Origin of the sequence: Roseobacter sp. HKCC-CH-9351, assembly GCF_037830295.1 — a bacterium.
Taxonomy (GTDB): Bacteria; Pseudomonadota; Alphaproteobacteria; order Rhodobacterales; family Rhodobacteraceae; genus M30B80.
On sequence record NZ_JBBLYM010000001.1, the window covers coordinates 697,855 to 722,768 of the forward strand.

Annotated in this window: 21 protein-coding genes and 1 tRNA gene; 12 read left to right on the forward strand and 10 right to left on the reverse strand. The window is 52.5% G+C overall.

All coding sequences use genetic code 11. The features are described from left to right. Positions 1-123 precede the first annotated feature (123 nt). On the forward strand, positions 124-546 hold the full coding sequence (locus tag AAC632_RS03600; RefSeq protein ID WP_340298073.1) for a hypothetical protein: 423 nt from the start codon (positions 124-126) through the stop codon (positions 544-546). Between the two features lie 53 nt (positions 547-599). Here the strand turns inward: AAC632_RS03600 and AAC632_RS03605 are convergent, their stop codons facing one another. Together AAC632_RS03605 and AAC632_RS03610 are read right to left on the reverse strand one after the other, a co-directional pair. After that, positions 600-899, reverse strand: coding sequence for a hypothetical protein (locus tag AAC632_RS03605; RefSeq protein ID WP_340298071.1), 300 nt, complete (start codon positions 897-899; stop codon positions 600-602). A gap of 8 nt (positions 900-907) precedes the next feature. Continuing rightward, positions 908-1,465, reverse strand: coding sequence for a hypothetical protein (locus AAC632_RS03610; protein WP_340298070.1), 558 nt, complete (start codon positions 1,463-1,465; stop codon positions 908-910). Positions 1,466-1,572: 107 nt separating this feature from the next. Between AAC632_RS03610 and AAC632_RS03615 the strand changes: the two genes are divergently transcribed. Together AAC632_RS03615 and AAC632_RS03620 are read left to right on the forward strand one after the other, a co-directional pair. Continuing rightward, positions 1,573-1,911 (forward strand): hypothetical protein, encoded by a 339-nt coding sequence (locus tag AAC632_RS03615; RefSeq protein ID WP_340298068.1) that lies wholly within the window; start codon positions 1,573-1,575, stop codon positions 1,909-1,911. Between the two features lies 1 nt (position 1,912). Next, positions 1,913-2,626, forward strand: a complete 714-nt coding sequence (locus AAC632_RS03620; protein WP_340298066.1) for a hypothetical protein — start codon at positions 1,913-1,915, stop codon at positions 2,624-2,626. 368 nt (positions 2,627-2,994) lie between these two features. Here the strand turns inward: AAC632_RS03620 and AAC632_RS03625 are convergent, their stop codons facing one another. Next, positions 2,995-3,162, reverse strand: a complete 168-nt coding sequence (locus AAC632_RS03625) for a hypothetical protein (protein WP_340298065.1) — start codon at positions 3,160-3,162, stop codon at positions 2,995-2,997. Between the two features lie 302 nt (positions 3,163-3,464). Between AAC632_RS03625 and AAC632_RS03630 the strand changes: the two genes are divergently transcribed. The 4 genes from AAC632_RS03630 to AAC632_RS03645 all read left to right on the forward strand — a co-directional run bounded on the left by AAC632_RS03630 (position 3,465) and on the right by AAC632_RS03645 (position 7,286). Continuing rightward, entirely contained in the window at positions 3,465-4,166 is a 702-nt protein-coding gene (locus AAC632_RS03630) for a recombinase family protein (protein ID WP_340298063.1), read from the forward strand. Then, positions 4,166-5,161, forward strand: coding sequence for a hypothetical protein (locus tag AAC632_RS03635; protein ID WP_340298062.1), 996 nt, complete (start codon positions 4,166-4,168; stop codon positions 5,159-5,161). Before AAC632_RS03630 ends, AAC632_RS03635 begins: the two co-directional genes overlap by 1 nt. Positions 5,162-5,572: 411 nt before the next feature. After that, positions 5,573-7,039, forward strand: coding sequence for a peptidoglycan-binding protein (locus tag AAC632_RS03640; RefSeq protein ID WP_340298061.1), 1,467 nt, complete (start codon positions 5,573-5,575; stop codon positions 7,037-7,039). 40 nt (positions 7,040-7,079) lie between these two features. Then, positions 7,080-7,286 carry a hypothetical protein gene (locus tag AAC632_RS03645; protein ID WP_340298060.1) on the forward strand — a complete coding sequence of 69 codons (207 nt, stop codon included), beginning with the start codon at positions 7,080-7,082 and terminating at the stop codon, positions 7,284-7,286. Here AAC632_RS03645 and AAC632_RS03650 read toward each other — a convergent pair. After that, positions 7,268-8,956 carry a site-specific integrase gene (locus AAC632_RS03650; protein ID WP_340298059.1) on the reverse strand — a complete coding sequence of 563 codons (1,689 nt, stop codon included), beginning with the start codon at positions 8,954-8,956 and terminating at the stop codon, positions 7,268-7,270. The genes AAC632_RS03645 and AAC632_RS03650 overlap by 19 nt on opposite strands. 124 nt (positions 8,957-9,080) lie before the next feature. Further along, positions 9,081-9,167, reverse strand: a tRNA-Leu gene (locus AAC632_RS03655). Positions 9,168-9,363: 196 nt separating this feature from the next. Between AAC632_RS03655 and AAC632_RS03660 the strand changes: the two genes are divergently transcribed. Next, entirely contained in the window at positions 9,364-10,344 is a 981-nt protein-coding gene (locus AAC632_RS03660; RefSeq protein WP_340298058.1) for a complex I NDUFA9 subunit family protein, read from the forward strand. 3 nt (positions 10,345-10,347) lie between these two features. On the opposite strand, the gene AAC632_RS03665 is transcribed toward AAC632_RS03660, so the two are convergent. After that, positions 10,348-11,151 (reverse strand): undecaprenyl-diphosphate phosphatase, encoded by an 804-nt coding sequence (locus AAC632_RS03665; protein ID WP_340298057.1) that lies wholly within the window; start codon positions 11,149-11,151, stop codon positions 10,348-10,350. Positions 11,152-11,365: 214 nt separating this feature from the next. Between AAC632_RS03665 and AAC632_RS03670 the strand changes: the two genes are divergently transcribed. Genes AAC632_RS03670 through gltB form a run of 3 tightly spaced genes read left to right on the forward strand, consistent with a single transcriptional unit; the run spans position 11,366 to position 18,110 of the window. After that, positions 11,366-12,799, forward strand: coding sequence for an NAD(P)-dependent oxidoreductase (locus AAC632_RS03670; RefSeq protein WP_340298056.1), 1,434 nt, complete (start codon positions 11,366-11,368; stop codon positions 12,797-12,799). 6 nt (positions 12,800-12,805) lie between these two features. Next, on the forward strand, positions 12,806-13,513 hold the full coding sequence (locus tag AAC632_RS03675) for a hypothetical protein (RefSeq protein ID WP_340298055.1): 708 nt from the start codon (positions 12,806-12,808) through the stop codon (positions 13,511-13,513). Positions 13,514-13,571: 58 nt separating this feature from the next. Then, complete coding sequence (gene gltB / locus AAC632_RS03680; protein WP_340298054.1) at positions 13,572-18,110, forward strand: glutamate synthase large subunit; 4,539 nt, start codon at positions 13,572-13,574, stop codon at positions 18,108-18,110. Between the two features lie 43 nt (positions 18,111-18,153). Here the strand turns inward: gltB and serB are convergent, their stop codons facing one another. Further along, entirely contained in the window at positions 18,154-19,029 is an 876-nt protein-coding gene (serB, locus tag AAC632_RS03685; protein ID WP_340298053.1) for a phosphoserine phosphatase SerB, read from the reverse strand. A gap of 150 nt (positions 19,030-19,179) precedes the next feature. Between serB and AAC632_RS03690 the strand changes: the two genes are divergently transcribed. Then, the gene (locus AAC632_RS03690; protein ID WP_340298052.1) at positions 19,180-20,685 is read left to right on the forward strand and encodes an alpha/beta fold hydrolase; all 1,506 of its coding nucleotides are present in this window, start codon (positions 19,180-19,182) and stop codon (positions 20,683-20,685) included. Here the strand turns inward: AAC632_RS03690 and AAC632_RS03695 are convergent. Genes AAC632_RS03695 through AAC632_RS03705 form a run of 3 tightly spaced genes read right to left on the reverse strand, consistent with a single transcriptional unit; the run spans position 20,682 to position 24,863 of the window. Next, positions 20,682-21,758 carry a lipocalin-like domain-containing protein gene (locus AAC632_RS03695; protein ID WP_340298051.1) on the reverse strand — a complete coding sequence of 359 codons (1,077 nt, stop codon included), beginning with the start codon at positions 21,756-21,758 and terminating at the stop codon, positions 20,682-20,684. The genes AAC632_RS03690 and AAC632_RS03695 overlap by 4 nt on opposite strands. Further along, positions 21,748-24,198: an FtsX-like permease family protein gene (locus AAC632_RS03700; protein WP_340298050.1), complete on the reverse strand. Its 2,451-nt coding sequence runs from the start codon at positions 24,196-24,198 to the stop codon at positions 21,748-21,750. Before AAC632_RS03700 ends, AAC632_RS03695 begins: the two co-directional genes overlap by 11 nt. Further along, the gene (locus tag AAC632_RS03705; RefSeq protein WP_340298049.1) at positions 24,195-24,863 is read right to left on the reverse strand and encodes an ABC transporter ATP-binding protein; all 669 of its coding nucleotides are present in this window, start codon (positions 24,861-24,863) and stop codon (positions 24,195-24,197) included. Before AAC632_RS03705 ends, AAC632_RS03700 begins: the two co-directional genes overlap by 4 nt. Positions 24,864-24,914 lie beyond the last annotated feature (51 nt).

Sequence of the window (24,914 nt, forward strand, 5' to 3'; positions counted from 1 at the left end):
TTGATTTCATTGAGATGGCTGGGGACAAAAAGAGGGGGTCAAGTAGGGTAGCCGCTAAACCCTTAGTTTTGTCCCTGAAGCTAATCTGTTGACCACGATTATGTCACGGCTCAGACTGGCGATATGACAGGCTCACCAGAATACGATTACAAGTGGCGCGGTAAGCAGCGTAAGAAGCATTTAGCACTGGTTATTGACGCCGTAGCCAAAGGAGCGCACCCACCAGAAGTAAACCCTAATCCTTTGTTTGAATGGTTGCGTGGTGAAGTGGCTGCTAAAGGTGGAGCAGTGGCTTGGGCAACTAAACAAGGCACTAAGAAGGGCAGAACGCCATTCATGATTGCCGTCCACCGCAAGCGCAAAAAGCTGAAGTTGCCACCGTTAGGCGAAGTTTCTGATGCAGTTCGTGAGTTGTACAACCCTGCTGAGGCAACAGAAGAAGTCGTTACTCAAGAAGCCCTGACCAAAGATGACATCCTTAAGAAGGCTGAAGCCGCAAGTAACGAAGCGTGGGATTACAAGAAGGTAGACTGGTCAAGCACGTAAGCTCTCTAAATGCAAAACCCTCGTTTCCGTGTGGGGTTTAGGAGTTGCCTACGTTAATGCTCACAACTGTATTCTAGGTAATTCAGATCAGTGATTGCAGTGCAGGTATAGACCCCCGGTTCAACATACTCATTGGGTTGAATGTAAAGTTGTTCGTCCACACGTACTATAAAGTGGTGAGTTGGTTTGTTATCGTCTGACCAAATGATTTCCCAGTCCTGAATCTGACCATATCTCATAATTGCCCACGATGCATCGTCTCCGCCATACCGTGTTTCTTCATTGATTAACTCCGCTTCAGCAGCAGTGAAGACAGACAATAAAGCTAATACGATGGTTATAAGCAGCTTCATCTTTAGACTCAGAATGTTAATGTTCCATTCTTGAAAGTTTCATTATCTTGGACTGGCTTAGGCGCCATGACCCTTATTGCAGCCTTGGCATTTAGAGCAAAATAAGACTTCTCTTCTTGCGACCATATAGTGTTCTCAGCCAAAACCTCATCGAAGTACGGTGCGGCCTCAACAAGATATAGCCATAGTTCTACCCATCTTTGATGCAATTGCTCTTCAGGCTTTATTCTATCTTCCAGCTGCCGCAAATAAGCGGCTTGTGTGAACCAACCACACCTATATCGCCCATGGACTGATGTAGTGTCTTTCTTAGACACCGTATCAATCTGTTCAGTGAATATCTGCCAGTCGTAAGGCTCGTTCTTTTGGGCGTGGATTCTTTTATTTGCGTTGTGAATGGGTTTAATAACGAAATACGCTACTAGTAGCTGTACATTAGCATTTCTGGTCTGTTCATATACTAGCTCTTCGGCAACACGTAGTAGGCTTTCGTTATCAATAGTTGATAAGTTCAAGCCTTCAGTTTTAGCTTCGTTGGCAGAACGACTGAACAGTTTCTTAAACATCACAAACCTTGGCGCTTGTTAGCTTCGATGCTTTGACGAATGCTTTGCTTCATATAACAATGAGACCATTCGAATAACGATGCGTCAAGGATAGCAGGGAGCTAATCATGATCAGAGCCATTACGCAGCTTTACCGCTTCTTATTTGCTGCACTTGTAGTAATAGCAGTTGCTCTTCCAATCATTGGTTTCCTTGTCAGTCCAAAGCTTGATTATCCACCAATCATGGCTGTCATTGGCATGATTTTCTATGTGTTCTTCTTGGTTATTATTGTTGGGGCATTAGCCGTGCAACTTGATAACAACAGGCTGCTTACTCTGATTGCAGAGGGGCAAAAAGGCCAGCCAAATAGCCAGCGAGATACTCCTGCTTCAGTCGCTAGCCGTAGAACCATCAGCCCTCCTTTGAGAACAAACAAGCAGGCCAGCGAGGGTAGTGAAGACTGAGATGAAACACCTCGTAGCCATAGCGCTCACCGCAACACTTCTAGCCGTAACATCAGCTACGGCACAGGAAGTTGATCCTCGCATAGAGGCAATGGTCTCAGAACTTCATGCAGAAGGTTATACGGAGTTTACGCTCAATGACTCCATCTTCACGCCACCGACTTTGGTAGCTGAACAAGCGGCTATCCTTCTTCGGCTAAGGCTTGATCCTGATACTCTTGCACCAACAGCAGCCACTATGGCGTTAGACACAGACGGTGACGGCATACTCTCTGCAAGAGAGCGGCGTAAGCGGATTGAGCTAGTTGACGCATCTGGTCAAGCAATCTTGGCGTTGAGCGCAATAAACGAAGTAACTAACCGTATTGAACAACATATGCAGGCGTCTTTGGTATTTGTTCAATCTCTAGGGGGTGCTGGTGGTTGGGTTGCCATTCGTACAAATATAGTGTTTGGCGGTTGTGATGCTGATCCAAATGAAGACTGTCACTTTGATCCAATATGTGGGTGTGAAGCTCCATATGCAAACCTGTCCCCTGTTGGCAAAGCTTTGGCTGATGGCAAAATCGGTGGTGGACAAAATAGCGATGCTGTTAGAGATGCCGCAAGAGATGCCGTAGCGCCTGCCATCAATGATCGTGCTAACGATGCCAGAGATGCCGCCAGAGACACCGCAAGAGATGCCATCAGTGATCGTGCAAGCGATAGACGATAGGGCCACGCCATGAAGCGCATCATCTTAGCCACAACCATTGCAGCCAGCACTTTGGCAGGAACCGCTTCTGCTGGGCAGTATGTGCAGTGGCGTTGACGTGACAGCAGGTTGATCTCCACCAACCAACCGGAACGGACTTGCAGCAACACACTCACGTTTAGTCACGCCAACATAGGATTAGCTAGGCTGGTTCTGCCCAAAGTAAATCTTGCAGGTGCAACTAATGTGTTTGGCAAGGGTGCTGGCGTAACAGAGGGTCATTCCCTGCTAGGAAGCGGGAGGGGGACTACACCACCACGCAGCTTCGGTGTCACACCAGCCTGACAACCATAAGGCGAATATCGCCATGTGTAAACTTTGGTGATTAACTAGATAGAACGTTGAACAGATACGACTGTTCTTGCTTCAGGCAGTATGTTCAGCACAGCCATTGAAGCTGCGGTTGAGTCACGAGCAAAGATTAGCTGCCCATCAATCTTTTGGCCTTGAGCATCAAGATAATCAACGAGGTATGGCTTTAGTTTGTCTTTGCTCATTGCCGTGTCTCCCATGTGACTATGTAAGGGATACGGCTGATTTGCTTTGATGGATCACTTTATGGCTGCTGAATACGCCAAGCACGTAAGTTCTCTAAATGCAGAACCCTCGTGCGTGTGACTGCCCAAGCATGATATAACCCCCATAGGCATGGGGGCTGGCCCGCCCCAAACGTAAAACCCCTAGTCCTTCAATACGCATCACACTGATAATGCTTTCGCCCAAGTAAAACAGGGGATTCACATGGTAGTTCATATGTGTTACAATTCATCATACGGACATATCATGGAAAGTTACACGTATGCCCAATGCTAAGTGTGCAGCCTATTTGAGGGTATCCACCCAAAGACAAGGTCAGTCTGGATTGGGCTTGGAAGCACAACGTGCTGCACTTACAGCCTTTGCTAACTCTCGTGGCATGGACGTGGTCAAAGAGTTTGTTGAGGTTGAGTCTGGGAAGAATAGCAACCGCCCTCAGCTACAGGAGGCTTTGGCTCACTGTCAGGCAATGGAAGCCACACTTGTGGTGGCGAAGCTTGATCGCCTGTCTCGTGATGCTCACTTCCTGCTGTCCTTGCAGAAGGCGCAAGTAGACTTTGTGGCGGCTGATATGCCTGATGCAAACACCATGACGATTGGGATTATGGCACTTGTAGCGCAGCAAGAACGAGAGGCTATCAGTCAGCGTACAAAGGATGCATTGGCTGCGGCAAAGGCACGAGGGCAGCAGTTGGGTGCGTATCGTAATGGCGTTTGGGTTGGGCGCACAGGCACTGCTGAAGATGCAGAACACGCAAGGAAGGCACGTGCCGCACAGGCGCTAGTTGCCAGTATCAAGCGACTACCGATGCTTAAGGAAGTTGATCCAGATGGAACGCTATCTCTGCGCCAGATTGCAGAGAGACTGAATGAGTTAGGCGTTCCTACGGTGTCTAAACGAGGCAGGTGGTCTGCCAACTCTGTGCGAAGGCTCAAACAACATGCAGATAGGGAGGCAGGTTAATGTCAAACCCACCGCTTACAGAATACAAAGACGATGGTTGCCGTTATGTAGAATGGCATTGGTTGAAGAAGTATCGGTTTGATAATCGTAATGACCTCATTGAAGCCGCATATCCTGATGCTGATCATGGCGCTTGGCTACGTGGGTTCATATCTAGTCCACACAAAGATGCCCTCCAGACATATCTCACTAACATCTTACGCAATGATCTGATCACGCTTGAAGAAGTGCGCCAGAACCTTCGTATCATTGCAGGAGACGCAGCAAGTGATCCATTCACTCAAGTGACAGGCATGATGACAGACTTGCTTGGCAGCTTCTTTGATAGTGATCCTGTGGTTGAGGCTGAGAGTGTCCCTGCGGCTGAACCAAAGCCTGATGCTGGTGGTAAAAGCAAACCCTCAAAGCCACTCAATCCCACGCTGATCAAACGAGAGCAGAAGGGTATTGCTGCTGAGCAATGGTCACGCAACCAGTACGGCGAGGGGTTCATAGAGAACAAAGCGTTCATCTCAAAAGCCAAGAAGATGGTTACGGATATGGCTCGTGCAGGTGCATCACGTGATGAAGTCATCGCAGCCACAGACACGCTTATTGCCACGTATGAGCAGAACTATGGGGCTGAGCCACTTACCGAAGCACAGCAGCAGAGCTTCCGTGATAACGTGGTGCTGAAGCGCTATGACCGCCTTTACAAAGCAGACATGATCGAACAGGCCCTGCTTGATGGCACGACAGGGGCCAAGCGGCAGGTAGAGATTAAAGCATTTGCCTTATGGCATCAGATCAAACGTGTAGCAGTAAATGGCGAAACACCTGAGATAGGCCAAAACACCTTGCTTAAGTGGGTTGGTGGTAGTGGAAACACATACATGGAACCTTTGCAGCTACTGATTGATCTGGAGGCGATTGATCAGCACGAAGAAGGCAAGAAGTACAAAGTCAGGAATCCAAACGAAACTGGTGTTGCTGCTAAATACAAACGGATGGTGTGAAACTTAACACGTATATTATACATATAAGTATAGTATAACTACATAGCTACAACTACAGAGATAGCCGCCCCTTTCAAGGGGGGCGGCATAACTACAAAGTTACAACTGCCCTTCCGCAGACTATATCATTCGTATATTCTAACTATAAGTAAGCTATATTACTTCTCATAGAAGTAATCTTATACTATTCGTATATTTATGCATTGACAGCGGATAGGTAAACTAGCAAGCCGACACCCCACGCACACTGCTACGAGTGTTCTCCACATCTGTATGCTCATGTAGGCATCTGCACATAAATATTGAAGCTATGTTAATTAGCACTACCGTTACTGTAGTGGACAAAATCCTAATTGACTTCGTTTGATAGATCCATCCAGTGGCCAAATATGGACGATGGAGGTGTAGAAAATGCAATTTGTTAGAACAATGTGCGTGGGTGCGGCCTGTGCGCTGTTTGCTGTGTCAGCATTTGCACAAACCTATGATGAAGTCCGTGAAGCCCAGACGCTGCTCTATCAGGCGGATTACAATCCAGGGCCGATTGATGGTGAATGGGGGAGGCGCACTGAAGGGGCTTTAGTCTCATTTTTGCAAGATAATGGGTTAGAGTATGACGGTGAGCTATCCCAAAATGAATTGAACTTGCTACGGGAAGCACCTGCTGGAGATCGCTTTCGCAGCATCCAATACACTAGTTTTGGGCGTGAGATCAGTAGCGATACAAGTCCTCTGGGTGTAACTGTTTTTGATGGGTTTGAACTACCTCAGTTCCTAAACCCCACGCCTAACGACAGGACATTGGAATTTTACTTTTTCCGCTGGTTGGGAGAACGGCGTGGTTTCAAGGTAGATGGCTCAGACACCCCTCGACCTTTATCATTCGCCTCAACTCCTAATGAGTATTTGCAGCATGAGTTGCGCTATAGCTCCATGCTCAGTTACTTAATGTATGAGAACGGAGCGGTGATCTATGACGATATTGCGCCATCCAATCGCTTTCCAAATTTGACCATCTCCGAAGATACGCCTTTTAGAAGCCAGTCAGTGGGCAAAAGTCTTGTATCATACTTGGTAGGCCATGCGATTTGTGCTGGCTACATAGACGGCCTTTCAACCACCTTGGAAGATTGGCCCATGGTGCAAAATACAGTTTATGAAACTGCTCAGCTACTAGACGTTCTCAACATGAGCGCCCGAGATCAGGATGTGGTGAATGACGATGGCTTCCCGAGTAGCGGTAGGTTTTACAACACAGGCCTACTGGGCATCCAAGACTTTGCTCAAAGTGAATTGGCTGGAAGTCGACCTAGTTCGTCACAAATATACAACTACAATGGGCTATCTACTAATATTGCACTTAACTATCTATTTTATCGTCTCGGTGATGAATGGGATCAATTCATAGTTGGCGTGTTGCAAGATCATATTGGCTTTGAAGATGAGTTCACCCTTATGAACTCCAATTTTACTGCGCCAACAGAAGGTGATAATTGGTACATGTTCTACGCCACCAGACACGATTACCTGCGCTGGGCAATTACCATGTATGAGGACTGGCAAGCTAATGATTGTATGGGGCAGTATTTGAGAGACATTTACAACTCAAGAGTCTCAAAAAACCAAAGGCCATCTAGGACGCAAAGAACTTGGACCGTTGCTCAAAGTTATGGTGGGCAATTCCACTTAGATTTTACAGGAATGGAAGATAGAGTTTTGTTCGGTATGGAGGGCCACGGTGGTCAAAACACAGTCGTAAACATGGAAACTGGTAGGATAGTAGTGATTAACTCAGCGCACACAAACTTAGATTGGCAAACGCTTGTTTATGAAGCAATGCGCACTGGAACTTTGCCCGATCAGCATCCGAGCCGTTAGCTAGATCAAGTCCAACTAGAGCAAGATCGGTAACTTCGCCATGAGTGATGATCAGGCGGCTGCGTGGGCAGGAACATCAAAAGGGCCTATCCTTCTTGAGGTAATCAATATCCTCACGGAAGATGTTAAGGCACTGAAGGTTGTAGATCGCAAACAACCGCAGAAGGATGGCGGTGAGGCAAAGGCTTTTCAAGGAGCGGATTTAGCCGCTCTACTGAATAGTCGAACCTATTGGCCCTGCATTTGATCAATCCTGCTTTGCAACGCTGCGTTCATGTCCGCATCGCCCCACGACTTGGCAGCATGAGCCTTCTTTAATCCATCAATGAGCGCTTCAGGCGGTATGCCGTGCTTTACATATTCCGATTGCTTGCCGACCAACCCTGTAAGTTTCCATCCACTGATATAACCTGCGAATTGCGTGTTCTGCCCAGCCGCTAAATACTTGTGTTGCAGCGTGTGGCGGAAGCTGTGGAAGGTTAGCTTTACGTCGCCATCACGCAGATGATGAATGTGTTTCTGATTAATGAGATTGCTCACGGCATCTGAACCTTTTTGGCCTCTTCCATATCGTGGGAATAGGGCCGCATTAAGGATGTCACTATCATGTGCGCGAAGCGCACTGATCCGCTTGTCGTGATATTCAACCAGCCTATCAAGAACATCACCAAACAAAGGCACACGGCGTTGAACGCCATCTTTTGTAAGCTTCCTAATAGTGTTGTCACGGAAGAAGATAAACGGAATGGGGTGCTCATTCGTTGGATGAAGATAAAGATCGTTCATCTTCAAACCAGCCGCATCGCCAATACGACAGCCAGAATGATTACCAATAAGCGCTATTAGCTGAGCTTCTTCGTTCATGCGTGGCAGGTGTTCAAACATGAATATCTCAAGCTCACGTGGTGAGAATGGTCTACGATCCTTGTCAGGTACGAGCCCAACCTTCTTTTTGTCATCGTGCTCTTTGTTCAGCTTTGACCGCTTTCTTGCAAAAGGGTTGTTAGTCTTTACGTCAGTGGGCCAATCTTCTTTGCGTTCCTCATATGCCATGTTCCAGATCGAACTCATGGTTTGTAATTCACGTCCAACGGCTGACGGTGATTTGGGTATGTCAGAGCCATTCTCTCTAATAGCCAGACGGGCTAGGAACTGTTTCACATCGCCACTGCGTATGGATGCTATAGAACGCTGTAACCCAGCTTTTGGATCACCGTTGCCCAACACAAAAGCAAGGTGGCTAACTATCCGTTCCACTCTTCTAGATTCATCTTCTTTGGCGTCAGGGCTGTTGGCTTTCTTTGCGATGAACTGAAGGTATTCTTCTTTGGCGACACCCAACGTTGGCACACTTATTTGAATGCCAACGTCTTTAGTTTTGCCCAATGCAATGTTCAGCTTGTAAACCGCATCGTCCAACTTTTGTTTGGTAACGGGATCGCCTGAGTGATCATATTCCATCGCAAGTTCATGGACGTCATCATACAAACCGCCTTCGAACTGGCCGTGTTCGTCATCTATCTGAATCCATGATCCGTATGCAAAGGCTTGCCTATCACGTAGAAACTTGCGGATTACCTCTGGTGGACTGTCGATACTTGGTACTTGCGAATGGTGAAGGCCAGCTTCTCTGAGCCGATACTCGAAGTACTGGAAGTTTCGTATTCTTGTTTCATCAAGGCTCTCACTGGCAGCAAGCTCTTGTTCTTTGAGATTAAGCTTGTCCTCGAAAAGCCTATCTTCAAACTTGGATCGCCTCTTTGCCTCAGCTTCGTCCTTCGTTTTGAGTGCGAGAATATGTTCTGTCTGGCGACCACCATTATCACGCCACACGCCCTGTAAATGCTTCGGGATTCGCCTGCGGTAATACCACCAGCCGTTTGCTCTTTGCGTGGGATTCTCGTGACTTTTCGGCATAGTGAAACATTTACCACGAACAACGTTGTGTAGCAATTCTCAAAAAGTTGTGTAGCAATCCGAAAGCCGAATAAGCTTACTTCCTCAACTATTCTTGATATACTGGGAAAAGCTGCACTGTTAGTGGTGCCCAGGAGAGGACTCGAACCTCCACGTCCATACAGACACTAGCACCTGAAGCTAGCGCGTCTACCAATTCCGCCACCTGGGCCAGTGTCGTGAGGCTGTCTGTTATATATCGGCATGGGTGCTGTCAACGGCTGTTGCATGGCTGTGGCGTATTTGGATGGGGTGATGTGGATTGCGCGCATGTGACGCTTGAGCGTGATATAATTGCGCCTTGTTTCGCTTGGGTTTGCCGCGTATCAATCGCGCAAATCCAGACCAGACGACCGAAAGGCAGAACGATGTCCAAGCTTGTGACAATTTTTGGCGGCTCAGGTTTTGTGGGGCGCTACATCGCAAGACGTATGGCTAAGGAAGGTTGGCGCGTGCGTGTTGCCGTGCGCCGCCCTAATGAAGCAGGTTTTGTGCGCCCTTACGGTGTGGTTGGTCAGGTCGAGCCTGTCTTGGCCAATATCCGTGATGATGCTTCGGTGCGTGCCGCGATCAAAGGGGCCGGTGCGGTTGTGAATTGCGTGGGTATTCTCGTTGAATCAGGGAAAAACAAGTTTGATGCCGTTCAGGCCGAAGGGGCTGCACGCATTGCGCGGATTGCGAAAGAGGAGCGCGCCGCGCGGCTTGTCCATGTGTCCGCTATCGGTGCGGATGCAGACAGCGATAGCCTTTACGCACAATCCAAAGCCCAAGGTGAAGCAGGCGTTAAGGCGGCTTTCCCAAATGCGGTGATCTTGCGGCCTTCGATTGTGTTCGGACCTGAAGATCAGTTTTTTAACCGCTTTGCTGCGATGGCGCGGCTGTCGCCTTTCGTGCCTTTGATGGGGGCGGGCAGCAAATTTCAGCCTGTCTATGTTGATGATTTGGCCCAAGCGGCTGTTACCGCCATTCTTGATGATCGGTTTAGCGGAATTTATGAATTGGGCGGGCCAGAGAAGCTGAGCTTCCACGCGTTGATTGAAAAGATGCTCAAGGTGATTGGCCGCCGCCGTGTGATTTTGAGCATCCCAAGCCTTGCTGCGGCGCCTTTGGCCTTTGGCCTTGATATGGCGCAGGCGGTGACATTTGGCCTTTTCACCAATGGTGTCCTCACCCGTGATCAGCTGCGTCAGCTCAAGCGGGATAATGTCGTGTCGCCAAATGCAAAAACCTTGGCAGATTTCGGTATTACACCGACTGCACTTGATACGGTTTTGCCAGAATATTTGTGGCCTTATCGCGATGGCGGCCAATATGCAGCAATCCGCGATAGCGCATCTAAGCTGCGATAAGCCCTAGCTATACGCGACCACCAACAGCACCACGCCCAGGATCACCCGATAGATCACATAGGGCGTGTAGCTGATGGTTTTCAAAAGGCGCATCATCACAGACAGGGCCAAGAGCGCCGCGACAAAGGCGAACCCTGCGGCGATAGCACCATCGCGTGCGGCGGCCATGTCGGCTGTGCCAATGACCTCGAGCCCCAATAGTGCGCCTGAGGCGATGATCACTGGAATTGACATGAGCATCGACAACCGCGCCGCATCTTCGCGCCCGTAGCCTAGTTTTCGTGCGGTAGTGATGGTGATGCCCGAGCGCGATGTGCCGGGGATTAGTGCAAGAATTTGCGCACACCCCATAACCAGCGCGTCTTTTAGCGTCCATGCCGTGGCAGGCCTCGTTTCTGTGCCTGTGCGGTCTGCCCAATAAAGCACAATTCCGAATCCGAGCATCGTCCACCCGATGACCGCAGTTGAGCGCAGTAGGTCAGAGAGGCCTGTAAGGTTGAACACCAATCCTGCCACAACCACGGGTACTGTGGATATGATTAGGCACAGCGCGAGAAATGCGCCGCGTGTGTCAATCTGGCCGCGCAGGAGGCGGAAAAATCCAAACAGCGTCTCTTTTACATCGGCCCAGAAATACAAGATCACGGCGCCCAAGGTGCCGACATGCACGGCGACATCAATCACCTGACCTTGGTCGTCATGACTCATCAGCGCGGGCAATAGAATCAGGTGACCAGAGGAGGATATCGGAAGAAATTCCGTGATCCCTTGGATGGTAGCGAGAATAAAAAGATAAAACAGGCTCATGAGTTCTATGTCCCAATAAAAACAAGTCTCATCTAAAGACTTGAATTAATGTGATATTTTTTCAAATAGGTAATGGTTCGATACCTATTTTCGTAAATCAAAGTTGCAAATTGGCCGCCAGAAATGAAAACAGCATTAAATAGGTCATCATTGCTGTCTTTTATGTGGTGCGCTTTCGGAATATGAGAAGCGCGTTGAAGATGGGAGAAGTTCCGTGGCTAAGCAACCGATGTTAAAATTTGTCTCCGTGGCTAAAGAAACGCCCGAGAAGAGATCCGCCGAAGAACGCCGTGCGGATTTTCGCGAGATCTATGCCGAGTATGCCGAGCAAAAAGCCGCGGAGCAAGCAGGCCGTTGCAGCCAATGTGGCGTGCCCTATTGCCAGTCGCATTGCCCGCTTCACAACAATATTCCCGACTGGCTCCGCCTGACTGCCGAAGGGCGCTTACGCGAGGCCTATGAGATCAGCCAAGCCACAAACACATTCCCTGAAATCTGTGGACGTATCTGCCCGCAAGATCGCCTGTGCGAAGGCAATTGTGTGATCGAACAATCTGGGCATGGCACCGTCACCATTGGCTCGGTCGAGAAATACATTACCGATACCGCATGGGATGAAGGTTGGGTGATGCCCATTGCCCCCACAACCGAGCGGGCAGAATCCGTGGGCATCATTGGCGCAGGGCCAGGCGGTTTGGCTGCCGCAGATCGGCTGCGCCGCGCGGGGCTTCAGGTGACAGTCTATGATCGTTATGACCGCGCAGGCGGGCTTTTGAGCTACGGGATTCCAGGGTTCAAATTGGAAAAGCCCGTGGTGATGCGCCGCAATGAGCTTTTGCAAAAAGGCGGGGTCAAGTTCGAGTTGAACACCGATATTGGCCGCGACATCACCTTTGAGGCGCTGCGCGAAAAGCACGACTTCATCGTGATCGCGACAGGCGTCTATAAATCGCGCGACTTGGACGTTGCGGGGCATGAGGCTTCGGGGATCGTCAAGGCATTGGATTATCTCACCGCGTCCAACCGCAAAAGCTTTGGCGATGCTGTGCCTGATTTTGACACTGGCGCATTGAATGCCGAAGGCAAAAAAGTTGTCGTGATCGGCGGTGGTGATACTGCGATGGACTGTGTGCGCAGTGCGATTCGTCAGGGTGCGACCTCTGTGAAATGCCTGTATCGCCGTGACCGCGCGAATATGCCTGGCAGTCAACGCGAAGTTCAGAACGCCGAAGAAGAGGGCGTGGAATTTGTCTGGTTGTCCGCGCCAAAAGGTTTTGTTGGTAATCCTGTAACAGGTGTTGAGGTTCAGAAAATGCGCCTCGGCGCGCCTGATGCGACAGGCCGTCAAAGCCCCGAGGTGATTGAGGGCGCCGATTATGTTGAGGACGCGGATCTGGTGATCATGGCCTTGGGCTTTGAGCCAGAAGATCTGCCTACGCTTTGGAGTTGCGCAGATTTGCCTGTCACCCGTTGGGGGACGGTAAAGACCGATTTCCTTAGCCATGAAACGGCATTGGAAAACGTCTATGCCGTTGGCGATATTGCGCGTGGGGCGAGCCTTGTTGTTTGGGCGATCCGTGATGGCCGTGAAGCAGCGGATGCGATCCTTGCAAAAGTTGCAGGCCACGGCGTGATTGCGGCTGAGTGATCCGATATGGCCCGTCTTGCGCATAGCATCGCACGTCACTTGACCCTTCTCGCATCGGCGGGCGGGGTCATTGGTGTTGGGGCGATGGCGCAAGCGGCGCAAATCACACCGCCTGCGGGGTGCGAAGCCTTCCTCACGGTTCAAAGCCGCGGATGCATGGTCTCGCATTATTGGACTTGTAAAGGTGATTCTGCGGGCGAGCATTGGCGCCTCAGCCTAGATGTCGATGGGCCAATGTCATTATCCCATACGGATCGTGAGTTTCGGTGGCTTGAATCGCTTGATCTTCGCACGGGCCTTCGGTCGCGCTTGGTCCAACCTGAAATTGACCCCGCAAGCCTCAGCGAATTGCTTGAGACAGGGCGGGATAGTTTCACCTTTTCGCTGTCTGTCTCAGAAGGTGACGCGCCCTTTACCCGCGATTACAGCGGTTTTGACGCGCTTACGGGTGACACAGCTGAGATTGACGGTGAGGTTCTGGCACGCACGGAATTTGCCTACACCGAAACCACGCCAGACGGCGCACGCAGCACTGTGGGCAACCAATATGTCAGCCCCTCTTTGCGGGTGTTCTTTGGCGGCACCGAGACGTTGACCCTGCCAAGCGGGGAAGAAATCTTCTATGACGCAAGCCCCGTTGATTTTGCCCGTCCCAATGAGGCGGGATTTCTGAATGCACTGCCGCTTTATGATTGCGGTGATGTTTTATCCTAGGGCCTCGGCCCGTTTCGCGCATCCCGATGATGCCCCTTCCGAAAGAAAGGTATGAGTGATGACCAAGTTTGATGCCGAATGGGTGGCCGCAGAAGAGGCCAAGCGCGCGTTTATGGCCGAGCATGGTATGTATTCCCTTGAGGAGGAACATTCCTCTTGTGGCGTAGGCTTAGTCGTTGCTGTCGATGGCAAACCTTCACGCCGCGTGGTGGAAAACGGGATCAACGCGCTTAAGGCCGTTTGGCATCGCGGTGCTGTGGACGCCGATGGAAAGACAGGCGATGGCGCAGGCATCCATGTGCAAATCCCTGTGCAGTTTTTCTACGATCAAATTCGCCGCACTGGCCATGAGCCTGCTGCTAACAAATTGATTGCAGTCGGTCAGGTGTTCTTGCCGCGTTCGGATTTTGGTGCGCAAGAGCGTTGCCGCACAATTGTCGAAACCGAAGTTTTGCGGATGGGGCACTATATTTACGGCTGGCGCCATGTGCCTGTTGATACCGCTTGCCTTGGTGAAAAGGCCAATGCAACGCGGCCCGAGATTGAGCAAATCTTGATCCGGAACGAAAAGGGCATCGATCACGAACAATTCGAGCGTGAGCTTTATGTCATCCGCCGCCGCATTGAAAAAGCTGCTGCGGCCGCAGGCGTGGGGCAACTTTATCTGTGCTCTCTCTCCTGCCGTTCGATCATCTACAAAGGTATGATGTTGGCGGAACAGGTGTCGGAATTCTATCCCGACCTTCAGGATGAGCGGTTTGAATCCGCCTTCGCGATTTACCACCAGCGGTATTCAACCAACACATTCCCACAATGGTGGTTGGCGCAGCCATTCCGCATGTTGGCCCATAATGGCGAAATCAACACGCTCAAGGGTAATGTGAACTGGATGAAGAGCCATGAGATTCGCATGGCATCCACCTATTTCGGAGATATGGCCGAAGATATTAAGCCGATCATCCCGCAAGGGTCGTCTGACTCTGCCGCTTTGGACGCTGTGTTCGAGGTTTTGGTGCGCGCAGGTCGCAATGCGCCAATGGCAAAAACCATGCTCGTTCCCGAGGCTTGGAGCCAAACCGCCAGCGAATTGCCGCAGGCATGGCAGGATATGTATTCCTATTGCAATTCGGTGATGGAGCCATGGGATGGCCCCGCCGCTCTTGCAATGACCGATGGACGTTGGGTTTGTGCGGGTCTTGACCGAAACGGTCTGCGTCCAATGCGCTATGTGGTGACGGGCGATGGGATGCTGATTGCGGGTTCCGAGGCAGGCATGGTGCCTGTTGACGAGGCGCGCGTGATCGAAAAAGGCGCGCTTGGGCCTGGTCAGATGATTGCGGTCGATATGGAAACGCAAAAGCTATTCCACGATACCGAGATCAAGGATGCCTTGGCCGCGGCGCGCCCTTTTGGCGACTGGGTCGGCAAGATCACGGATTTGGCCAAGGAAACCGAAGGCCTTACGGAAACAGCGATTTTCTCAGGCGAAGATCTGCGCCGCCGTCAGGTGGCCGCGGGCTATACGATTGAGGAATTGGAACATATCCTCGCACCAATGGCCGAAGATGGCAAAGAGGCCTTGGCCTCTATGGGCGATGATACGCCAAGCGCGGTTTTGTCGAAGAAATATCGGCCATTGAGCCACTTCTTCCGCCAGAATTTCAGTCAGGTGACGAACCCCCCGATTGACAGTTTGCGCGAATATCGGGTGATGAGCCTCAAGACGCGCTTCGGCAACCTGAAGAATGTGTTGGACGAAGATAGCAGCCAGACCGAGATTTTGGTTCTCGACAGTCCTTTCGTGGGCAATGCGCAATTTGACGCGATGGTAAAACATTTTGGCGATGCAGTGGTGACGATTGACGCGACCTTTGCTGCGGGTGCGGATAAAAATGGCTTGCGTGATGGGCTGGAGCGCATTCGCCAAGAGGCCGAGGATGCTGTGCGTTCGGGTGCAGCGCATATCGTGTTGACCGACCGTTTCCAAAGCTCAGAAAAAATTGCGATGCCAATGATCTTGGCGACAACCGCGGTGCATTCCTGGCTGACGCGCAAGGGTTTGCGCACATTCTGCTCGCTCAACATCCGATCAGCGGAATGCATTGACCCGCATTATTTTGCGGTTCTGGTGGGCTGTGGTGCAACCACAGTGAACGCCTATTTGGCAGAGGATTCGCTGGCAGATCGCATTGAGCGCGGTCTGTTGGAGGGCACTTTGACCGAAGCGGTCGCCCGCTATCGCAACGCGATCGACCAAGGCTTGCTGAAAATCATGTCCAAAATGGGGATTTCAGTGATCTCCTCATATCGCGGTGGTTTGAACTTCGAGGCTGTGGGTCTGAGCCGCGCCATGGTTGCGGAATATTTCCCCGGCATGACGAGCCGCATTTCGGGCATTGGCGTTTCGGGCCTTCAGAAAAAATGTGAAGAAGTACACGCGCTTGGTTGGTTGCAGGGCGATGGAATCCTTCCGATTGGCGGTTTCTATAAATCCCGCCGTTCGGGGGAAACCCACGCTTGGGAAGCGCAGTCGATGCATATGATGCAGATGGCCTGCAACAAAGCCTCTTTTGAATTGTGGAAACAATATTCCGCCAAGATGCGCGCCAACCCGCCCATTCATCTGCGTGACTTATTGGACATTAAGCCTTTGGGTAAGCCCATTGCGATTGAAGAAGTGGAATCCATCACCTCAATCCGCAAGCGCTTTGTCACGCCGGGCATGAGCCTTGGGGCGCTTAGCCCCGAGGCCCATAAGACGCTCAACGTTGCGATGAATCGTATTGGCGCGAAATCCGATAGTGGTGAAGGCGGTGAAGATCCCGCACATTTCACGCCAGAGCCCAATGGCGACAACCCAAGCGCCAAGATCAAACAGGTCGCATCGGGCCGCTTTGGCGTTACAGCGGAATATCTGAACCATTGCGAGGAGTTGGAGATCAAGGTCGCACAAGGTGCCAAGCCGGGTGAAGGCGGTCAGTTGCCTGGTATGAAGGTGACAGATTTGATTGCGCGCCTTCGTCACTCGACCAAAGGTGTGACGCTGATCTCGCCGCCGCCGCATCACGATATCTATTCCATCGAAGATTTGGCGCAGCTGATCTATGACCTCAAGCAGATCAACCCCCGCGCGAAAGTCACCGTGAAATTGGTGGCCTCATCGGGCGTTGGCACGATTGCGGCGGGTGTCGCCAAGGCAAAGGCGGATGTCATCCTAATCTCAGGCCACAATGGTGGCACGGGTGCAAGCCCCGCGACCTCGATCAAATATGCGGGTCTGCCATGGGAGATGGGTCTGACCGAGGCGCATCAGGTCTTGTCGATGAACAACCTGCGCGACCGAATCACCTTGCGCACCGATGGTGGCCTGCGCACAGGTCGTGACATTGTCATGGCAGCCATGATGGGGGCCGAGGAATATGGTATCGGCACGGCTGCGTTGATTGCCATGGGATGTATCATGGTGCGCCAGTGCCAGTCGAACACCTGCCCTGTGGGCGTTTGCACGCAAGACGAAAGCCTGCGCGCAAAATTCACAGGAAACGCAGATAAGGTTGTCAATCTGATCACGTTCTACGCGCAAGAAGTGCGCGAGATTTTGGCAGAGATTGGCGCGCGCAGTCTTGATGACGTCATTGGCCGCGCGGATTTGTTGACACAGGTCAGCCGTGGTTCGGCGCATCTTGATGATCTTGATCTTAACCCCATGCTGATCACAGTCGATGGGGCGGATAAGATTGTTTATGATCGCAATAAGCCGCGCAACTCTGTGCCAGACACGTTGGACGCACAAATCGTGGCGGATGCAGCGCGCTTTTTGCAAGATGGCGAAAAGATGCAACTGTCCTACGCTGTGCAGAATACGCTACGCACCATTGGCACGCGGACATCTAGCCACATCGTGCAGAAATTCGGGATGCGTAACAGCCTTCAACCAAATCACTTGACGGTGAAATTGGAGGGTTCGGCAGGGCAGTCCTTAGGGGCCTTTGCAGCGCCTGGATTGAAGCTTGAGGTGTCGGGTGATGCCAATGACTATGTGGGTAAGGGCCTGTCGGGTGGCACGATTGTCGTGAAACCCGCTCAAGTCAGCCCTCTGAAGGCCTTTGAAAACGTCATTATCGGCAACACTGTTCTTTATGGCGCCACCGATGGCTATCTCTTTGCAGCAGGTCGCGCGGGTGAGCGCTTTGCGGTGCGTAACTCAGGCGCCAAAGTCGTGGTTGAGGGCTGTGGCTCGAACGGGTGTGAATATATGACGGGCGGCGTTGCCGTGATCCTTGGGTCAATTGGGGCCAATTTCGGCGCGGGTATGACGGGCGGTATGGCCTATCTCTATGACCCAAGCGACGAGGCTTTGATAAATATGAACCTTGAGACATTGGTGACTTGCCCCGTCACAGTCGCACATTGGGAAGAGCAGTTGCTTGATCTGATCACCCGCCATCATGCGGAAACGGCCTCGCAGAAAGCGGATATGATCCTTAAGAATTGGGAGAGTGAGAAGGCAAACTTCTTGCAGGTTTGCCCCAAGGAAATGCTCAATAAGCTGGCCCATCCGATCAGCCTTGAAGCGGCGGCTGTGCCTGCTGAATAAACCAAAAAAACCGCGCGCAAAGAGATTTGCGCGCGGTTTTACTTTAGGCCTTGATAAAATCTGTTGCCGCGTAGCCTTGCATGTAAAGAAGCGCCGTTAGATCACCGTGATTGATCCGATGCTTCGCTTGCGCTTGCACTGTAGGTTTCGCGTGTAATGCGACCCCCGCCCCTGCAAGTTGCAGCATCCCCAAATCATTTGCGCCATCGCCGACCGCCAAGACATCGGCAGGGGTAATCCCAAGCCGTGCTGTGATGTCATTCAAGGCCTCCACTTTGGCCTCGCGTCCCAAGATTGGGTCAGTCACCTTGCCTGTTAGCTGACCGCCTTCGGCGCAAAGCGTGTTTGCGCGGTGTTCGTCAAACCCAAGCCTATCTGCAATGGCCACCGTGAAGGCCGTAAACCCTCCAGATACAAGCGCGGCATAGGCGCCACTTGCCTTCATAGTAGCCAAAAGAACGGGGCCGCCCGGCATAAGGTGAATGCGCTTTTCCAAAACATGGTTGATCACCGCGACATCGAGGCCCTTGAGCAGGCTCACACGTTCGCGAAGCGCGCCTTCGAAATCCAATTCGCCATTCATCGCGCGGGCGGTAATCTGGGCCACGCGCGGGCCAACACCCGCCTCGGCGGCCAATTCATCAATGCATTCTTGGCGGATCATGGTCGAATCCATATCCGCCAGCAGCATTTTCTTGCGCCGCCCTTCTTGGGGTTGCAAAACCATATCCACACCTTCGGCCTGAAGGCTGGCCCAGATGCCTTCGAAATTGGTGGGCGCTTGCGAAATAGTGAATTCTGCCGCCGTGTTTGGGTTCAGCCACACCGCATCACCGCCGCCCAATGCATTGCGGAGGCTTGCCACCAATTCTGGTTCCAAATGGATTGCGGGATTGGTGATTAATGTGACAACAAACATGGCTTTGTCCCTTTGGGGATGTGGCGAAAGTCCATTGACCCTATAGGAAATGTCCTTGGTCTTGGCCAGTCAACAATCACTTTGGGTGCGCAAGCGGCAATTTTGCGTTAGCTTGGGCCAAAGATTGGCTTGGTAAGGGGCAGACTTGGCATGATCCGCGCTGTGATTGGCCTGATACTGGGCGCGCTTCTCGCATTGAGCGCCGTGATCGTCCTCGAGCGGGATCGCGCAGATATCGTGCAGCAGCAGATGCTATGGGGTGACACCTCAGTGACTTGGATGCAGCGCCCTGCATCCACCGGGCCGGTCATTATAATTGCGCATGGTTTTGCAGGGTCACGCCAACTGATGCAGGCCTACCAAATATCTTTGGCCAAAGCGGGTTACGTGACCTTTAGCTTCGATTTTGAGGGGCATGGCCGCAATCGCCAACCGATGCGCGGCGATGTCACCGCGATAGATGGCACAACCCGTTATTTGATGGAGGAACTGGCCCGCGTCACGGATCGCGCCATTGACGCGGTCGGGCAGGCAAACGGGCTGGCCTATTTGGGCCATTCGATGGCCAGTGATATCATCATCCGCCAAGCGATAGAGGATCCGCGTGTTGCGACCACGGCTGCATTATCGGTCTTTTCCTTGGCGATTACGCCTGACGAGCCGCGCTCGCTCCTGATGATCAATGGCCAATGGGAGGCAGGATTGCGCGCGGCGGTGCAATCGGTAATGCAACAAATCGGCGCAAGCGAAGGTGATCGCATTCGCGATGTGACAGGTTTTGCCCGCGCGGCCCTTGTTGCGCCGATGACCGAGCATGTCGGCATTCTCTATTCCCGCGCGGCCATTGCCGAGGTGATTGCGTGGTATGATGCAGAATTTGGCATCACCCGCACAAGCCCGCCCTCTATCGCGCCCTATGGTGCAATAATTTTGGGCGGGTTTGCGGGGATTGTGATGGCCCTCGGTGGGCTTGTGACATTGGGATTTAGCGGAAAACCAAGGCGGGTTTTGCCAATTGCGCCGCGCGCCTTTTGGTTGGCGGCGCTTCTGCCCGCCTTCATAACGCCTGTGGTTTTACGGGGGGCATCTCTGCCATTTTTGCCTGTCATTCTTGCCGATTACCTTGCGCTGCACCTTGCCCTTTATGGGGCGCTTGCGATTGCGATTTTGTTGATCACAGGTCATGGTTCGGTGATTTTTCCAACCCCGCGCCGGGTTTTGCTCAGCCTGTGGACTGGGATCGGGTTTGGCGCTGTCACACTTGGTCTTATGGGTCTTTACCTGGATCGCTATGTCGGCAGTTTTTGGGCAGGGGGCGCACGCCTGCTGCCATTTGTGATGATTTTAATCGGCGCATTGCCCGCGATGATTGCGGATGCGGCGCTGATTTCCGCCGCCCGCGCGCCGATATGGAAACGGATTTTGGTGCGTTTTGCCTTTTTGGCATCGCTTGGCCTTGCGGTCGCATTGGATTTTGATCGGATGTTGTTTTTGATCCTGATCTTGCCTGTGATCCTATTGTTTTATGCCAGTTTTGGCTTTGTCTATGGCCGATTGGGGCGGGGACAGGCGGCAGTTCTTGGCATGGGTTTGGCGCTTGGGCTGTCCTTGGCTTGGGCGCTGGCAGCCAGCTTCCCGCTGTTTCAGGCGGGTTAATACCCCGTCATCTCCAGATATCCGCGCCCAAGATGGCTGCCTGTGCTAAAAATCGGCCCTTCCCAATAGGGGAATGTTCCGCCCATCCATGCATCGGGATTGAGCGCGTTCGTGCGGATATCTAGACCCTGTTCTGGCAGGGTGATGTGCCACCCGACAGGCAAAACCCGCCCCGCCACCTCATGTATCACAATAGGCGTCATGCGGAGTGCGCCATCACCATAAGCGGTGGGTTGGCCATTTGCCGAGATCCATGTGGCCGAGGTAAATCGGGCCTCATCGCGGCTGCGCAATGAGAAACCCATGAGCTTTTCACCCGTTTCAAAATGAAGCGAAACCCAATCCCATCCCGCTTGATCCGCCGCCAATGGTTGCGATGACCATTCGCGATCAAGCCATGCTTGTCCTGACACTTGCCGTGCCCCATCGGGCAAGGTGATGGTTCCGCTGACCTCGTAAAACGGTTGGGAGTAGTAATAGCTTGCCTGGCCTTCATTCGATTTCACTGAAAACCCATTCACCCCGTGGCGCACGAGCGGGCCATGAGCCGTGAGGGTGAGGTCATATGCGAATGTATCGCCGCGCGCGCTGACAATGATCTGGTCAAGTGCATCTGTCTCTGATGGGGTGTTTATAGACTGTAACCCCCAATCATCAATCCAGACCTCAAGCAGATCCTCGGTCAGTATGGCCCCGGCTTGGCCTGTACCGCCCCGGGCATAGCGTTCGCTGTGGTAATGCTGATCAGGCAGGGTGACAGCGGTATGGCCGAGCCAGATTTGCCCGTCTTCCCACGCATTGCTTTGGCCATCAGCGGGGCGGGTTGCATTGCGAAACACAGTCCATTGCGCCCCAAGCGGGTTTCCTGCGGCATCGTTCAGATTGGCGGTCAGATACCACCACTCAATACGATAATCGGTGTGGGCCGTGTGATCCTGTGGAAACGTGATCGGTCGGTTCGGATCGACCGCCGCATATCCTTCGGCGCTGAGACCAAGCCCCGCGAAACCCTGAGCATGGGCGACAGGGGCAATCCATATAAAAACCAATGCAAGTAGCGACTTAGCGTTCATGGGCGAATAGTCCAAGCAACCGATGGGGTGAGAGACGCGCCAATTGCCATGCGGGCCATAGGGCGGCAATCGCGGCAGCCGCTGCCGCCAAAGCGCATAGTTTGATCAGATCCGCAGGAAAGATTTGCAGTGGCAGGCGCCATCCAAAGGCCTCAACATTGATGATGGCCAAAAGGTAATGTGCCAAAGCAAGACCCAAAGGCAGCGCGAAAATGGCGCAGAAACTGGCAAAGGCGATAACCCGCAAAAATTCGGCCCAGGCAAGGTTCCGCCGTCTTTGTCCTGCAGCCCAGATCGGGGCTATTTGCGCAAGACGCATTTCAGACAGGGTCAATAGGCTTGTGAACATGGCGAACCCTGCCACCCCAAGGGTCAGCGCATTCAGCGCATAGGTCACTTGAAAAGTTTGTTCGAACACCCGTAGCGAGATGTCTTTCACCGCCGCTTGATTGATCATGGATTGCGGAGAGAGGCCTGTAGCCTCTGTGATGTCAGCCGCTAAATCTGTGACCGTTGCAGGATCAGTGCGCAGCGCAAAGCGCAAAGGCGGGGATTCGGGGAAGAGCGTCTTAAACAGATCAAGTCCAATGATCGCCTGCCCCTCAGGGTTTCCATAATCTGAATAAATCCCAAGGATTGGCAGGGTGAGGCTTGGGGTTACATCAAAATCTTGACCCAGTTCCAACCTTTCTCGGCGGGCGAGTTGTTCGTTGATCACAACAGCTTGGCCTTCGGCCATCTGTGACCACGCGTCAGGCAGGGCCTCGAGAAATGGCCAGTGATCTCGATATGTGGCGTGATCCACCAGCCCATGCAATTCGGCGGGCAATCCTCCAAATCGCGTAGCTACTAGGGCGAAGGGCAAAATCGCGTCAACACGCGGTGTAAGATAGTCGGTGACACGCGCCGCTTGTTCGGGTGAAGCGGTGGTCAAATACATCTCGGACGCAAGCCGTTGATCCAACCAGCCTGTAAAGGTTGCTCGAAACGAGCCAACCATGGTGGATACGCCAATATTCGTTGAAAGCGCCAGTAAAAGCGCCATCAAAGATAGGGATAAGGCAGGCAAAGACAGACGCATATCAGCTAAGGCCCAGTGCAAAAACGGGGCCCTGACCCGTGTTGCGATGCCCGCCAAAAGCACCGATAGGCCAAAGGGCAAAACCAATGCGCCTCCCAATAAGAGCGCAGCCAAACCGATAAAACCCAGCATCAGGCCGCTGCCAAAGATCACAACAAGGCCAGATAGGGCCAAAAGGCCTAGGCCTAAAAGGGCTTGGATAAGGCGTAAGGCGGCACTGGTTTCTGCCCATGAATTCGGTGTCGCTGATCGCAAGATCGGCAAGCGCGCCACCCGCCAAAGCGCAGATGCCCCCGCAATCGCGGCCCCGATCACGGACATGGCTAGGGCAGCAACGGCCCACATCGGATCAAATTGCAGCACTGCGCCGATATTGGCGCCGTATAGCCCCCGAAGGCTTGCGGAAACCTCTGGCAAAAGAGTTGCGGCCAAACCATACCCTAAACCAAGACCAAGGATGCCTGACCCAAGTGCGAAAACCCCAAGTTCCGCAGCCAAAAGCACAATCAACCCACCCAATGGCACGCCAAGCGCGCGCAAGGCCCGCAGGCTTGTGCGGCGTTGCTCAAAGGCCAGACCAATGGTGGCGTGGGTGATGAACAAACCCACAGCAAAGGCAAGAAAGCCAAAGGCCGTTAGGTTGAGATGAAAGCTATTTGTCAGCCGTGCCAGATCATTGTTGGTTTCGGCCTGCTGAAGGATCAAGTCACCGCGTAAGGCAAGCCAAGTGTCAATCGGCACAAGGCCAAAAGGCTGGGGTGCTGAGACAATCAACGCGGTTGGCCCCATCTCACCCACAAGCTGTGCGATTGTTGCGATGTCACCGATGACCAAGCCCGTTGCCAGCGTGTCATCATAGCTGGCATTGCCCAAGATTGTGCGCGCGTGTTCGGTCAAATCAGGGGGCAGGCCGCGGGATGCCGTGTCTGATGTCATCAACACCTGACCGCCCAGAAGAATATCCGTCACGGGGATGCTGCCAGATCGCAGGCGTTCGGGAAGTGCTGCGACTGGCAAGGTTAGAGGGTCAATCCCAAGCATACGTAAGGCATTTGGGCCAGAGCCAAGCCGTGCCTCAAGAAGCGGTGAAACAAGATAGCCTGCGCGGCGCAATTCGGAAAAGATCGCTTGATCCATAGCGCGGCCATCTTGGCGCAAGATGCGGTCAAATTGATCTTGTCCCAATAAATTCGCGGCGCGGGCATAGCTTGCGCGCGCTTCAGCGTTGAGGGCCTGAACCCCCGACCACAGTGCCGTTGCCAGTGCAAGCCCCGCAATCAGCGCAAAAACCTGCAAAGGATGTCTGCGCCAATGGCCCAAAAGCGCCGATAGGGTGGTCAGGATCAAGGCGCGGTTCATGGATCGAATGCCTGCAACTGCCCGCGTGAGAGATGTCGGCGCGTCTCGCAGGCTGCGGCAATCCGTGCTGAATGGGTGACCATCAAAAGACCCGCCCCGCTTTCTGCGATCAGTCGTAAAAAAAGTGATAGCACCGCTTGGCCATTTTCTTCGTCAAGGTTTCCCGTTGGCTCATCCGCAAGGATAAGGTCAGGGCGCAGTGCCAAGGCACGGCCAACGGCAACGCGCTGTTGTTGCCCGCCTGAAATCTCCTCTGGATAGCGCGTCAAAAGCGTCTCTAAGCCTAGGTTTTGTGACAGATGCGCGATCCAATCGCGATCATATCGACCCGCGAGCCGCGCTTGAAAGCAAAGGTTGTCACCAATGGTCAAAGCGGGGATCAGGTTGAACTGTTGAAAGACCAGACCAATCGACTGACGCCGAATGGCGGCCAAGCCCCCATCATCCAATTTCGTAATATCTTGGCCCTTGATCAGAATTTCGCCGTGATCGGGCCGTTCTAGACCTGCCACCAAGTGAAGCAGGGTAGACTTTCCCGCCCCGCTTTCCCCCGTCAATGCAAGGCTCTGGCCTGCACTCAGTTGTAAGGACAGGTCGTTTAAGACAGTGATCCGACCTTCACCGCTCTCAAAGGATTTTGAGACATTGCGCAGTTCTAATAGCATAATTCACCCGTGAGCTGTCGTGACAAAACATAGGCCGTTTTGCCCCGTTGC